The organism is Mucilaginibacter lappiensis (genome assembly GCF_050433765.1).
Lineage (GTDB): Bacteria > Bacteroidota > Bacteroidia > Sphingobacteriales > Sphingobacteriaceae > Mucilaginibacter > Mucilaginibacter lappiensis_A.
The window spans coordinates 608,144-622,766 of sequence record NZ_JBNPWP010000002.1; the positions used below are offsets into that span (position 1 = coordinate 608,144).

Annotated in this window: 8 protein-coding genes; 5 read left to right on the forward strand and 3 right to left on the reverse strand. The window is 40.9% G+C overall.

The window, feature by feature from the left end:
• The first annotated feature begins 4 nt into the window (after positions 1 to 4).
• On the forward strand, positions 5 to 3,346 hold the full coding sequence (locus tag M2273_RS08005) for a TonB-dependent receptor (protein WP_429395146.1): 3,342 nt from the start codon (positions 5 to 7) through the stop codon (positions 3,344 to 3,346).
• Positions 3,347 to 3,443: 97 nt separating this feature from the next.
• Here the strand turns inward: M2273_RS08005 and M2273_RS08010 are convergent, their stop codons facing one another.
• Positions 3,444 to 4,622, reverse strand: a complete 1,179-nt coding sequence (locus M2273_RS08010; protein WP_429395148.1) for an AIR synthase related protein — start codon at positions 4,620 to 4,622, stop codon at positions 3,444 to 3,446.
• Between the two features lie 183 nt (positions 4,623 to 4,805).
• Positions 4,806 to 6,980, reverse strand: coding sequence for a glutamine synthetase III (locus tag M2273_RS08015; protein ID WP_429395151.1), 2,175 nt, complete (start codon positions 6,978 to 6,980; stop codon positions 4,806 to 4,808).
• Positions 6,981 to 7,578: 598 nt separating this feature from the next.
• Here M2273_RS08015 and M2273_RS08020 point away from each other — a divergent pair.
• The 3 genes from M2273_RS08020 to M2273_RS08030 all read left to right on the forward strand — a co-directional run bounded on the left by M2273_RS08020 (position 7,579) and on the right by M2273_RS08030 (position 11,206).
• On the forward strand, positions 7,579 to 9,201 hold the full coding sequence (locus M2273_RS08020) for an ammonium transporter (RefSeq protein ID WP_429395154.1): 1,623 nt from the start codon (positions 7,579 to 7,581) through the stop codon (positions 9,199 to 9,201).
• 214 nt (positions 9,202 to 9,415) lie between these two features.
• Positions 9,416 to 10,465 carry an outer membrane beta-barrel protein gene (locus M2273_RS08025; protein ID WP_429395157.1) on the forward strand — a complete coding sequence of 350 codons (1,050 nt, stop codon included), beginning with the start codon at positions 9,416 to 9,418 and terminating at the stop codon, positions 10,463 to 10,465.
• Between the two features lie 147 nt (positions 10,466 to 10,612).
• Positions 10,613 to 11,206: a DUF4468 domain-containing protein gene (locus M2273_RS08030; RefSeq protein WP_429395160.1), complete on the forward strand. Its 594-nt coding sequence runs from the start codon at positions 10,613 to 10,615 to the stop codon at positions 11,204 to 11,206.
• 346 nt (positions 11,207 to 11,552) lie between these two features.
• On the opposite strand, the gene M2273_RS08035 is transcribed toward M2273_RS08030, so the two are convergent.
• Positions 11,553 to 12,860 carry an ammonium transporter gene (locus M2273_RS08035; protein ID WP_429395162.1) on the reverse strand — a complete coding sequence of 436 codons (1,308 nt, stop codon included), beginning with the start codon at positions 12,858 to 12,860 and terminating at the stop codon, positions 11,553 to 11,555.
• An 840-nt stretch (positions 12,861 to 13,700) separates the two neighbouring features.
• On the opposite strand from M2273_RS08035, the gene M2273_RS08040 reads away from it, so the two are divergent.
• On the forward strand, positions 13,701 to 14,531 hold the full coding sequence (locus M2273_RS08040) for an energy transducer TonB (protein WP_429395165.1): 831 nt from the start codon (positions 13,701 to 13,703) through the stop codon (positions 14,529 to 14,531).
• The last annotated feature ends 92 nt before the right edge of the window (positions 14,532 to 14,623 follow it).

Sequence of the window (14,623 nt, forward strand, 5' to 3'; positions counted from 1 at the left end):
ATTTATGAGGAAGCCTTTACTTCTTTTATTACTATTAACCGGTTTTATGTTCCTGATTAACAGGAGTGCCTTAGCGCAGGGTGTTACAACCGCCAGCGTAAATGGTATCGTTGCTGATGCCAAGGGTGCTATCCCGGGTGCAACGGTAGCCATTACACACTTACCTACAGGTACAGTGTACTCAACCGTGAGCCGTGCCGATGGCCGCTATAACATCCCTAACTTAAGGGTTGGTGGTCCGTACACCTTTAAAGTGAGCTTTATTGGTTACAAAAATTTTGTTCAGGAAGGTATTGTTTTATCAATTGGTCAGGACCAAAAGATCAATGCCAAGCTTGAGGATAATACAACTTCATTAAGTGAAGTGGTAGTAACCGGTTCTCAGGGTAGGGTGATAAACTCATCACGTACCGGCGCCCGTGAAACCATTAACCGTCAGCAAATTGAAAACCTGCCAACTGTGAGCAGGTCTTTACAGGATTTTACCAAATTAACTCCATCTGCAAACTCAACCGGTACTTTTAATAGTTTCGGTGGCCGTAGCGGAGCTTACAATAACGTAACTGTTGATGGTGCATTATTTAATAACTCATTTGGTTTATCAAGTACCTTAGGTGGCCAGGCAAGCTCACAGCCAATTTCGTTGGATGCGATTGATCAGATCCAGGTTGATATTGCTCCTTATGACGTACGTCAGGGTAACTTTACTGGCGCTGGTATTAACACCGTAGTAAAATCAGGTACCAACGAAGTTAAAGGTACTGCTTACTATTATGGTCGTGGTACAAGGTTAACCGGTTACCATGCAGGTACAACCAATATTCAAATTACTCCTTTTGATTATCATACAAACGGTGTTGCCGTAGGTGGCCCTATCATTAAGAATAAATTGTTCTTATTTGTATCTGGGGAGCAGGAAAGAATAAGCCAGCCACCTGCAACTGCTTATATTGCCGGCCGTACTGGTTTAAGTGGTTCTAACGTTTCTGGCGTACAGGCAAGTACTTTAGATGCTATAAAGACCATACTTCAAACTCCCGCATTTGGTAGCTATAATCCGGGAGACTATGAGAACTATGTTTATAATACCTCAAGTGATAAGATAACCGTAAAGCTTGACTGGAATATTGACAAGAACAATACTTTAAGTGCTAAGTATTTCTATCTAAAGTCGTCTAAAGACCAACCTGCAAGTAACTCGGGTATTACCAATGCAGGCGTTGGTTTTGGTACAACCCGTGCACCGGGTCCTAATACCTTGCCATTCTTTGGTTCTGGTTACACTATTAACAATAACTTTAATATCGGTATTGTTGAATTAAACACCCGTATCAGCAACTCTATGTCAAATAAACTTACTGTTGGTTATTCGGCTCTGAGAGATTTTCGTTCATTCTTAGGTAATAGTGCGTTACCCATGGTGGATATTGGCAATGGTACCTCTGATGCTAATGGTAATGTTGTTACGGCGGCCTCAGCAACGGCAACCAGCTTTGGCTCGGAACTTTATACAGCCGGTAACTTATTAAATACCAACATTTGGCAATTTGCTGATGACTTTACCATATACTCAGGTAAGCACGAGTTTACCATTGGTACAAGTAACCAAATCCAGAGCTATGTTAACGGCTTTGCTCCAGATTACAATGGTTTATACACTTATAATTCAGCTTCTGATTTTATTAACAGTCAGCAAGCAGCGGCTTATACCTTACGTTACTCAGCAGTAGGCAGCGGTTTGCCATTAGCGAAAATCAAGGCTTCTATTTACAGTGTTTATGTGCAGGATAAATACCATGTTACTGATAATTTCAGGTTAACCTATGGTTTAAGGGCCGATTATGATGTATTTCCTACTTCATTGGCTCCAAACGCCAACGCAGCTGCTTTAACTTTTCAGGGTGGTACGCATGTTGATGTTTCAAAATTACCAAAAAACAGGGTACAGCTTTCACCTCGTGTAGGCTTTAACTGGGATGTTAATGGCGATCAGTCAACTCAGGTACGTGGTGGTTCGGGATTATTTACTGGTACTGTGCCTTTTGTATGGATATCTAATCAGGCTTCAAACAACGGTTTGCTGTTTGGTTCATATACTATTGTAAAAGGGGCTCCGGGAAATACCCAGGCTCAAAACGATCAGTTGAAGTTTAATCCAAACGTTGATGCTAACCGCCCTAAAAATGCGGCAGCTAACACATCATACGAGCTTGACGTTGCCGACCCAAATCTGAAATATCCAAAAATTTGGAGAACAAACCTTGCTATTGACCAAAAATTACCTGGTGGTATCATAGGTACTATCGAAGGTGCTTATACCAAGGATATCCGTGCTATATATCATCAAAACTTAGTGCTTTCTGATGCTTATACAACACTTCCGGGTGTTGAGGGGCAAATACAGTATGCCTCTAAAAATACAACTCCTGCAGCAGCAGCAGCTACTGCTCAAAACCCTTCTATTACTGGTTTGTATTACATGAGAAACACCAGCAAAGGGTTCTCTTATTTCCTTACCGGTCAGTTACAGAAAAGCTTTACTAATGGATTTGCCGCAAGTTTAGCTTATACTTATACCAAATCAAAAGATGTTAATGATGGTGGTTCAACCGCTGCAACAATTTGGAATACCCGTTATGTTGCTGGGAACCCGAACGGTGATAACCTGTCGAACAGCTCATATGTGCAGCCTAACCGTATAATTGCAACAGTATCATACCGTAAACAGTATGCTAAAAACCTGGCAACTACTGTAGGTTTAGTATTTGAAGCTTCTAATAACGGTGCCATATCATACATCACCAGCGGCGACCCAAATAATGATGGCGCTACTAATGATTTGATGTATATCCCTAAAAATAAAGGCGACATTACACTGGTTCCAAATGATGCTAAGGATTTGCGCACACCAGATCAGTTATGGACTCAGTTAAATAACTTTATTAACCAGGATTCATACCTTAGCCAACACAGAGGTCAGTTTGCTCAAAGAAACGGTACTATATTACCTACCTACAAACGCCTTGACCTGCACTTTGCTCAAGACTTTTTTGTAAAAGTTGGCAAAACTAAAAACACAATTGAGGTTACTTTTGATGTAATTAACTTTACCAACCTGTTAAACCGTAACTGGGGTACATATCAGGTTTCATACAGTGGATTTAACAACGGTGCTACTACTGTGTTAAAATACATTGGTAAAGATGCTGTTACAGGTAAAGCTCAATATTCTTTCCCGTATCTTGATGCAAATAACCTGGTGCCTGTTACCAGTTCATTCAAAACAGATATCAGTCAGTTTTCACGTTTCCAGGCTCAGATTGGTGTTAGATACATATTTAACTAATATCTCTCCTGAAACAATACAAACAAAAAGCAAACAAAAAAGACCCGGCCAATTTGGCCGGGTCTTTTTTGTTTTATAAAAGGAAAAAGGTAATTTATCAATATTCAAATACCCCAAATTCCGACTTCACGGTTACCTTCTTAGTTTCGGCTTTTTCAACACGGCCAATGATCTGCGCATCAACACCAAAGCTTTTTGATATTGATATCAGGTCGGCAGCAATAGTTTCGGGTACATAAAGTTCCATACGGTGCCCCATATTAAATACCTTATACATTTCCTGCCAGCTGGTTTTTGATTCCTGCTGTATCAGTTTAAACAGGGGAGGAACCGGAAAAAGGTTATCCTTAATAATATGCAGCCCGTCAATAAAATGCAGCACCTTGGTTTGCGCGCCGCCACTGCAATGCACCATGCCATGTACCTGGTTGCGATAGCCATCCAATATGGTTTTAATGATAGGGGCGTAGGTACGGGTGGCACTTAATACCAGCTTGCCGGCTGTTACGGTTTGTCCGTTGCCAATATCAATCAGGTCGGTAAGATTTTTACTGCCGCTGAATATCAATTCATAAGGGATGGCCGCGTCATAGCTTTCAGGATATTTATTGGCTATGGTTTTATTAAACACATCATGACGGGCGGATGTTAAGCCGTTTGAGCCCATACCACCATTGTATTCGGTTTCGTAATTGGCTTGCCCGTATGATGCTAAACCAACTATTACATCGCCGGGCTGAATACGGTGATTAGATATTACATCATCGCGTTTCATACGGCAGGTAACGGTGGAGTCGACTATAATGGTGCGTACCAGGTCGCCAACATCAGCAGTTTCACCACCGGTAGAGTAGATGCCGATACCTGCGTCGCGCAGTTCGCTTAGTATTTCTTCCGTACCATTTATAATCGCGGCAATAACTTCGCCGGGTATCAGGTTTTTGTTACGGCCAATGGTTGATGACAGCAGGATATTATCGATTGCGCCTACACAAAGCAGGTCGTCAAGATTCATGATAATGGCATCCTGGGCTATGCCGCGCCATACTGAAATGTCGCCGGTTTCTTTCCAGTAAGTATATGCCAATGACGATTTCGTACCAGCTCCATCGGCGTGCATAATATTACAGTATGATGCATCTCCTGTTAAAATATCAGGCACTATTTTGCAAAAAGCCTTCGGAAAAATGCCTTTATCTATGTTTTTTATTGCATTATGTACATCATCTTTTGATGCAGATACGCCACGTTGATCATAACGTTGTGAAGAAACCATGGGGCAAAACTAACTATTTTAACACTAATTACACGAATTTAGGCGAATTACACGAATGTCTGTGCTGAGTATCAGTGTCGGCGCATTTATTCAGATCAAACAAAAAATAAGGGGAGCCGGTATTAACCGGCTCCCCTTGATGGGTTCGTGAAATTCGCAGCAATTAGTGCTATTTGTGAAAGATTATTTTATGAACAGCAGCTCTCTGAATTTTGGCAGTGGCCATAAAGTATCATCAACCAATTGTTCCAGCTTGTCAACATGGTAACGGATAGGTTGGAAGAATGATTTCACTTTTTCGTCATAATCAATAGCACGCTGGCGTATATCATCAATAGCATTGGCCTTTTTGCGCTCATCAACCATTTGCTCAACGTTTGATTTGATGAAGTTAATGTGCTCGGCTAATTTATTAATAATGTCGAGCTGTGCAGCATAGGTAGTATTGTCCAGACCGATATCTTTTAAGCCCTTAACGTTTTCAATTAGTTTGGTTTGATAGCCTATAGCTGCCGGAATGATCACGTTCATTACCAGTTCGCCAATAACGCGAGCTTCTATCTGTAGCTTTTTATAAAAGCTATCCAATAAAATTTCATGACGGGCATGGGCCTCACGCGGACTAAATACACCGGTTTCTGCAAAAAGGATATCTGATTTTTCTGATAGTAAGGCATCAAGCGCTTTTGGGGTTGTTTTAATATTAGGCAAACCTCTTTCTGCGGCTTCTTTTTCCCACTCCTCACTATAACCATTACCTTCAAAACGGATGTTTTTTGATTCCTTGATGTATTTTTTAATAACTATTAATAAAGCAAGGTCCTTTTTTTCGCCCTTCTTGATCAGTTTATCAACATCATATTTGAATTTTTTAAGCTGGTCAGCTACAATCATGTTCAATATGGTCATAGGGCTTGCTGAATTTGCCGATGAGCCCACTGCCCGCAATTCAAATTTGTTACCGGTAAACGCAAAAGGCGATGTACGGTTACGATCTGTATTATCAGGTAAAATTTGCGGTATCTTAGGGATACCCTGCCATAACAGGTTATCTTCCTTAATTTTTTTGCTGATCCTGGAAGTTTCGATCTCATCAAGTACATCATTTAGCTGGCTGCCCAAAAAGATAGAGATGATGGCAGGAGGCGCCTCGTTGGCTCCTAAGCGATGATCATTGTTCACAGAAGCAATAGATGCCCTTAACAGGTCGGCATGCTCGTAAACCGCTTTAATGGTGTTAACAAAAAAGGTAAGGAACATGAGGTTGTTCTTAGGCGTTTTGCCAGGCGATAACAGGTTTTTGCCTGTATTGGTAATTAGCGACCAGTTATTATGCTTGCCTGAGCCATTGATGCCTGCATAAGGTTTTTCGTGTAGTAATACTTTAAAATTATGTCTGCGGGCAACCCTGTCCATCAGGTCCATTAACAATTGGTTATGGTCAATAGCCAGATTTATTTCTTCATAAATAGGAGCACACTCAAATTGCGATGGTGCAACCTCATTATGGCGTGTTTTTAGTGGGATACCTAATAATAAAGCTTCCGTTTCCATATCCTGCATGTACGCGTACACACGTTCAGGTATCGATCCAAAATAATGATCTTCCAATTGCTGGTTTTTGGCAGATATATGGCCAAAAAGCGTACGCCCGGTTAAGTACAGGTCGGGACGTGCGTTAAACAAGGCAATATCAACCAAAAAATACTCCTGCTCAATACCTAATGACGCGTTTACTTTTTCAATGCCTTTATCAAAATAATGACAAACATCAACCGCGGCCTTGTCCAACACGTTAAGGGCTTTTAATAGTGGTACCTTATAATCAAGCGCCTCGCCGGTGTACGAAACAAACACGGTTGGGATACATAAGGTACGTGCCATTAAAAATGCAGGCGAGGAAGGATCCCACGCGGTATAGCCACGAGCCTCAAAAGTATTACGTATGCCCCCGCTTGGGAAGCTTGAAGCATCAGGCTCCTGTTGTGATAAGGCATCGCCCGAAAAACGCTCAATCGCGCCTCCATCTGCAGTAGGTTCAAAAAAGGCATCATGTTTTTCGGCCGTTGTGCCGGTAAGCGGCTGAAACCAGTGTGTATAATGCGTTGCCCCTTTACCCAAGGCCCACGATTTCATGGCTGAGGCAATTTGCTCGGCCAGGTCACGAGGAATTGGTTCGCCCTTTTCAATTGAATTGATGATTCCCTGGTAAGCCTCAGAGGAAAGGTATTCCTTCATTTTCTTTTTATCGAAAACATTGGCGCCAAAGTAATCTGAAATTTTTGAAAATGGTGTTTTCACTTCAGGGATGGTTCTGCTCAGAACGTCCTGCAGTGCTTTAAATCGGATGTTAGACATAAAATATGCGGTTTAAATAAAGGTCAACTTTCAAAAATAGAACTATCATTTAAAATATACATAAAAATTGAAGGAAATATAATGTTAAATAACTTTTACCCCTAATATTCAAGATTGCAATGTAAAACTATTTTGGGCGGGATAATTGATAAAAACTTAATTTATGTTGCTTTTGGCTTATTTTTTTGGTTAAAAATGAATAAAATGTGTCATTTTTTAGAAAAAAATCTAAATTTTTCATAATAATCAGTTTTTATTTCAATTTATGTGTAATACGAATTTTAAAATCATCAAAATTGGATACGTTTTTGACTTTTGATTTACGATTTTCGTAAATAGTGTACTTTTTGTTGTTATTTTTTTGTTAAAAATTTGTTATTGTTAAAATAACTACATAATTTCAGAAAATAATTTACAGAAACGCCGCAAATATTATATTTTTTACAAAAAACATAAAAATTGTAATCTTAAATTAAGTATTTGTGGTTTTGCGGAGGTTTTTGTTGATTTTTTGCGTTGCAATCAAACTAAATTTATATATACAACAATCAAACTAAATTAAACTTTTAAAAAACAATCAAACTAAATTAAAAAACAAATGAAAGTAAGTTCTACAAAACACAACCTCCTGAGTGCAGTCCGACAACTGTCACGTGAAAAATGGGCGCTGGGAGCTACCATTTTAACAGGAAAGATGATTGGTTTATTGCTGGTACTTGGGGCTATGATAAGTTTACCCGGTATTTTGGGTACTTCTGCCCATGCTGCCGACACTTATACCGCTCATGAAACGGCACTGATCAATACCGTAAACACGGTGTGGACCCTGGTAGCTGCCTTTTTGGTATTTGGTATGCAGGCAGGTTTTGTTATGCTTGAAGCTGGCTTTGCCCGCAAAAGAGAAACTGTAAACGTTTTAATGGAATGTATTTTTGATACATGCCTTTGCGGGTTATTATTTTATGCCATAGGTTATGCCTTTATGTTTGGTAATGGCAATGGCTTTATTGGCTGGGGCGGACTTGGAGCCGATGGAAAAACCATCACTAACTGGTTCTTTTTACAAAACACCCCTGCTACTTATGGCGCAACAGGTATTCCGCTTTTGGCTCACTGGATATTCCAGTACGCATTTGCTGATACCTGCTCAACCATTGTTTCTGGTGCAATGATAGGTCGTACCAGTTTCCGTGGCGATATTTTATACAGTATAGGTATTACAGGTTTTATCTACCCAATAATTGGTCACTGGGCCTGGGGGCCGGATGGTTTCCTGGCTACCATGGGAACTTCAGGGATCTTCCAATCAATAAGCGCGCAGCCTTTCCGTGATTTTGCCGGTTCAACTGTGGTGCATACCATTGGTGGTGTTGCTTCACTGGCTGGGGCAATGGTGTTAGGCCCACGTTTGGGGCGCATATTTGCCCGTGATGATAAAGAAAAAGGCGGATTGCCTGCTGGTCATAACTTATTAGTAGCTGCCGTGGGTGGTTTTATATTATGGTTTGGCTGGTATGGTTTTAACCCGGGCAGTACCTTATCCGCAATGGATATGCAGGGTATTGGCCGTGTTGCCGCTAATACTACACTTGCTGCTTGTGCCGGTGGTTTTGCTGCTATGCTTGCTGCGCTTTGGTGGGGCCCAACAAAAGGTAAATTCGATTTGGCCTTTACTATAAACGGCTTTCTTGCCGGGTTGGTTGCAATTACCTGCCCATGTTACTGGGTAAGTCCGCTGGGTTCAATCCTGTTAGGTGGAGTTGCCGGTATCATCATATTTGCCGGTGTTTATATCATTGAGTGGTTCCGTATCGACGATCCGGTTGGTGCAGTTTCTGTTCACGGTTTAAACGGTATCTGGGGTACTTTATCATTAGGTTTATTTGCATCTGGTCAATTTGGGGCCACTGGTCCAACAGGTGCCGACAATTCAGCTCCGGTTACCGGCTTATTTTATGGTGGTGGTTTTGGTGTACTTAAGGCACAGGCTATAGGTAGCTTTGCTATTACGGCTGCTGTATTTATAGTAAGCTTTGCTATGATGTACATCATCAATAAATTACCTAATCCTTGGAGACTGAGAATTGAAGAACATGGAGAAGCCGGCTTAGGTGGTATTGATGTATTTGACCATGGTATTGAAGTTTATCCGGCTCAGGAAGAAGAGATCAGCTTAAGTGGTCTTTTCGATAAAGGTGTAAAATCACCTTCTGAGGCTTAGGAATATATAAGAACCAAGATCTTGAAAAAAAAGGATCTGTAATACCTTGTGTAGCTGGTTAGTGGCTTTTTTGCAATGGCATAGCCAGCTGCACAGGGATTTTTTATGCCGACAATAAAAGATCGGACATGTATTCATGTGTCTGTGTTACAGTATCTTATAAGTAAGAACCAAAACAATTAACAAACTAAATTTTAACAATTAAATCGTTATCATGAAAAAAGTAAGTTTACTCTTATGTTTATTTTCTATTGCGGCCTTTACAGTTAAGGCTCAGGACACTACAAAAACAGCAGCACCTGATCCGCCACTGGTGATCACCGGTTCGGTAGATGCGTATTATAAATATGATTTTGCCAACAAGAAAGGCAATATCCCCACCAGCTTTGCCTCAGACCATAACTCTATATCCATAGGTATGATAGACCTGGGACTAAAGAAAAAAGTAGGTAAAGCAGCATTTGTAGGCGAACTGTCTTTTGGTCCGAGAGGACAGGGGCAGTCTATCCCCAATGCAGGCGACAATGGCGATTCGTTCCACATCCAGAACTTATACATGTCATACGATGTGACCGATAAGCTTGTACTGACCGGTGGTTACATGTCAACCTTTATCGGTTATGAAGTGATCAGCCCGGTAGGTAACTTTAACTATTCCACCTCGTACATGTTCACCAATGGTCCGTTCCAGAATGCAGGCTTTAAAGCCACTTATGCTTTCTCGGACAAGGTGAGCTTAATGGCCGGGATATTTAATGACCAGTGGAATGCCTATAAATCAGCCAACAGTGTAAACAACTTTGGTGCACAACTGATGGTGGTACCGGTAAAAGGCTGGACCGCTTACCTGAACGTGATCACCGGTGGTACAGCAGGTACCGAGTTTGACCTGACCACCGCCTACCAGATCACCGATGCCTTTAAACTGGGTTTAAACGCGGCTGATTACAAAGCCACCAATGGCGTAACCGGCGGTTTTACAGGCGTGGCCTTATACCCACAGATAGCGGTATCCAAAGATGTAACCCTGGGATTAAGGGGTGAATATTTTAAAACCAAAACCGGTGATTTTGTTTTGGCCGGCCCTGCAGCAGGCGAGCATGTAACCGCAGTAACGTTTACGGCTAATATCAAAGCAGGTCCGCTGTCACTGATCCCAGAGGTTAGGTTTGATAATGGATCGGCAGAGGCATTTACCAATCACTCAGGTGATCCGTCTAAAAACGCTTCACAGTTTGTTTTAGCCGCGGTATATGCGTTCTAAAAAAATAAAATAATATCTTTTTATAAAAGCCGCTCCGATTAACCGGAGCGGCTTTTATCTTTATAGCGGGAAAATATCCCGGGAGTGGCTTGATAACACCGAAATGATTTAAGGCCGGCTTCGTAACTAATATAACAATACATGCTGATGAAAAATATACTTATCGCCTTTGTTTGTATCCTGTTGGCCCAAACTGCGGCTGCACAAAAGGATTCCTTGTCGTTTGATGAAAACGATAAATATATTTATTATCAAACAGTTAGTCAGCCAGGTGTAAGTGCTGATACCTTGTACAAAAGAGGTTTGTACTTTATAAAAACAGCCTATCCAAAGGGTAAGCTAACCGCGTTAACTACCGATAAGGCACAGGGGGTATTAACAGGCAAGGGGAGTTTCCTGGTATCAAAAAAAGGATTTATTGCCACCCACGAAGACGGTGCCATAAATTATACCATGAGGATAGAGGTTAAGGATTCAAAATACCGTTACTGGTTTACCGATTTTGTATATATCCCATACCAGCGTAACCGGTACAATGTTTATGAGCCTGTTCCGGGTATCAGCATACCAATGGAGCGTGCACAAGGGAAGGTAGATAAAACTGATTTTGATGAATACCTCGGCAGAATATTGCTTAACAGCAGGCAGGCCGGAGGTGTTTTAAAAGCATATATGCTTAAAACATCTGCCTTACCAAAGGAGGAAAAGAAAATCAATAAAATATCAACCAAGGAGTGGTAGTTGAGTCGTGAGTCATAAGTCGTGAGTCATAAGTCTGGAGTTATGAGTCGTGTTGGGTGTTGCGTGAAAGAGGACAAACAATTTAGTCAAGAATCATGATAATCCCTTAATCCCATAAATCAAGGTTCAGACAAAATCAGCGCAATCAAACAAATCATCCTAATCAACGGTCAGGAATCATGATAATCCTTTAATCCAATGAATCATGGTTCAGACAAAATCAAGGTTCGGACAAAAACCTACGAAATCATACCAATCACTAAAATCAACGGTAAAAAAAGCTGCATTTTTTAAAAATGCAGCTTTAGTTTTTTTTAGTTATTTGGTTTGATTTATTGAGCAATAATTAAAGTCCTTCATCGTGCTGGCTTGAGTCAAGTCCGGCAAGTTCTTGTTCAGGTGTTACACGTAGTGTGCTAATCATATCAGTGATCTTTAACAATAACAATGAGCCAAAAAATGCGAAGGCTGAAACGCCTACTAAGGTTATCAGGTGCAGAAAAAACAAATGAGTTTCGCCATAGTATAAACCGTTACCGGTAGTGTTGCCTCCGTTTACATTTTGATGGGCAAATACGCCGGTTAATAACATACCAACCATACCACCTACACCATGGCAAGGGAATACATCAAGTGTATCATCAATGGTGGTTGTTGTTCTCCAGATTACAACCAGGTTGCTTACTACAGCTGCAACAATACCAATTATTAAGGAGTGTGGCACAGTTACAAAGCCAGCTGCCGGTGTAATGGCTACAAGGCCAACAACAGCGCCTATACAGGCACCCATAACACTTGGTTTTTTGCCACGTAATATATCAAAGAACATCCAGGCCATTGCAGCAGCTGCCGAAGCGGTAGTAGTGGTAGCCAAAGCGGTAGCAGCCAATGTGCCTGAACCTAAAGCCGAACCAGCATTAAAGCCGAACCAGCCAAACCATAATAAACCTGTACCTAATAGTACATAGCTAAGACGGGCAGGGGTGTGCGTTTTATCATTACGTTGTTTTAAATATAATGCCGAAGCAAGTGCTGCCCAGCCTGCAGACATGTGCACAACGGTACCGCCGGCAAAATCAAGTACGCCTTTTTGGAAAAGGAAACCATCAGGGTGCCAGGTTGAGTGCGCAAGAGGGGCGTATATACATATCATGAACAGGCAAAGGAATATAACGTATGAGTTAAAACGGATACGTTCTGCAAATGCGCCTGTGATAAGTGCCGGAGTAATTACGGCAAACTTTAACTGGAACATGGCAAATAATACCAATGGTATGGTTGGCGCAAGTTTCCAGGTGGCGTTGCCCAGTGTTCCTTTCATCATAAAGAAAGTACGTGGATCGCCAATAAAACCACCAATGGTATCGCCAAAGGCAAGGCTAAATCCAAAAATAACCCATATTACGGTAATAACGCCCATACATACAAAGCTTTGCAGCATGGTAGAGAGTACATTTTTTTTACTAACCATACCGCCATAAAAAAAGGCAAGTCCTGGGGTCATGATCAGTACAAGTGCAGTACTTACTAATAGCCAGGCAGTATCACCGCTATCAATTTTACTGTCTTTAACGGTTGTAAGTTCAACCGAGGGGAAGATAAGGGCAAGTACAATTACAATTATAAGTACGCCAAAGGGTATGAATTTTTTCATGTTTCGGGTTTTAGGGAATAGTTAATAAAGTTTATTAATACTGCCTGGTACCCAATCAAAATGCCAGGCAGTATTAAAAATTAATAGTTAGCCGGGCACCCAATCAAAATGCCAGGCCAGTATTAAAACTAAATTTTTTAAAAAACAATAAAATCCAGTTGCTTAATCAGAGCATCCGGATGAAATTGTTTTTCTACTACCAAAAAGCGTGAAACGGAAAAAGGATGAGTTTGCGGAAGCGCGACAACTGACTTGTGCCACGACCGCAAATGAAGGTCACATATTTAATTCCGATGGAATAAAAGCAGGGGCTATAAAAAAAACCTTGCAAAGAGTGTGCTCCCCGGTGTTGTTGTACATTAATTACGGGAAAGGGTACACTATTAATGCTATACTCGTAATTATAAGGATGTGAATTTGGATTAGCGGTTTTTAAAGAGGTTTTTTTGCCGTCTTTTTGCTCAATATGGTACAATCCTCCTCTTGCGGATGCTGAAAAGCCCGTAAAAAGAAGAAAAATTAAGGCAGTAAATTGGTAAAGCCTGTTAACCATGTCTAAAAGTACTAAAAAATTAAAATAAATGCATGTTTTTTATAAATATTTTAACTTTTTGTGTGTTTGTATGATAAATATTTAGTTTAACTACATTTAAAATTGCTTTTATTGCTTTAAAGTAATTGAAATTTTATGTTTTGAGCTATTTTTTTTATTAAAAGTGAATTTGGATGAATTGTGTGTAAATGATGAAAATCTGGTGAAATTTATTTACAAATAATTTCACCATTTATAAAATATTACATATGTAAAATCGTTATTAATGAAACTAAATTTTATTAACTATGAATTTTGCCAAATTAAATTTGTACAACGCCGAGTGGCTCGACCTTGTATTCGATCATCGTAACAAAGAATATGGTGCTTATGACCTGAGGCAACACTATGGCCGCAACATGACGAAAGCCATGGCTATGGCCTTTACCGGTGTCGCCATTTTAGTGGCAACCAGTATTATATTTAAGCCCAAGCCTAAACCGGCAGAAAGAATGATCACCATAGAGCTAAACCCGAAGCTTTTACAGCCTCCGGTAAAGGCCGAGCTTAAAAAGCCCGATCCGGTAAAACCAGCCGCTCCTGTTAAACCTGCGGCACCGGTACATACAACCGCGTTTAAAATTCCGGTGGTAGTTTCAACAGATCCTCCCGTTGACCCGCCCACTATTACTGAATTACAAAATAGTACAATAGGTCCTGTAGATAGTCCCGGAGCTCCTGGTGCCGGCAATGTTTTAGATAGTAAACCCGATGGTGGAGGTGGGGCTGGTACTGGTACTGCGCCTGATGAAACCGTTCATTCTCCTGGTACATTAGATGTAATGCCCGAGCCGGTTGGCGGTGCCGCTGCATGGGCCAAATTTTTACAGAAAAATTTGAGGTTTCCGGGAATTGCCCAGGATCAGGGTGTTTCGGGCAAGGTTTTCTTAAGCTTTGTTATTGAAAAGGACGGTCATTTATCAAATATATTAGTGGAGAAGGGGGCTGGATATGGATTTGATGAAGAAGCATTGCGGGTGCTGAAACTGGCTAAAGCCTGGAAACCAGGTATTCAAAATGGTCAGCCGGTACGGGTTAAATATACTATTCCTATTAATTTTCAATTATCTGAACAATAGGAGATAAAAAGGTTGGTCCGCAAAACGATAGGGGGAAAGTATGCATCGTTAAGCGGCCACTTGGGCAGGCGAATAATTTTCGTTTGCCCTTT

Excerpts from the sequence above, each read along its gene's own strand:
- M2273_RS08025 (WP_429395157.1), top strand. The coding sequence starts at position 9,416 with ATGAAAAAAGTAAGTTTACTCTTATGTTTATTTTCTATTGCGGCCTTT.
- M2273_RS08035 (WP_429395162.1), bottom strand. The coding sequence starts at position 12,860 with ATGAAAAAATTCATACCCTTTGGCGTACTTATAATTGTAATTGTACTT.
- M2273_RS08030 (WP_429395160.1), top strand. The coding sequence starts at position 10,613 with ATGAAAAATATACTTATCGCCTTTGTTTGTATCCTGTTGGCCCAAACT.
- M2273_RS08010 (WP_429395148.1), bottom strand. The coding sequence starts at position 4,622 with ATGGTTTCTTCACAACGTTATGATCAACGTGGCGTATCTGCATCAAAA.
- M2273_RS08020 (WP_429395154.1), top strand. The coding sequence starts at position 7,579 with ATGAAAGTAAGTTCTACAAAACACAACCTCCTGAGTGCAGTCCGACAA.
- M2273_RS08015 (WP_429395151.1), bottom strand. The coding sequence starts at position 6,980 with ATGTCTAACATCCGATTTAAAGCACTGCAGGACGTTCTGAGCAGAACC.
- M2273_RS08040 (WP_429395165.1), top strand. The coding sequence starts at position 13,701 with ATGAATTTTGCCAAATTAAATTTGTACAACGCCGAGTGGCTCGACCTT.
- M2273_RS08005 (WP_429395146.1), top strand. The coding sequence starts at position 5 with ATGAGGAAGCCTTTACTTCTTTTATTACTATTAACCGGTTTTATGTTC.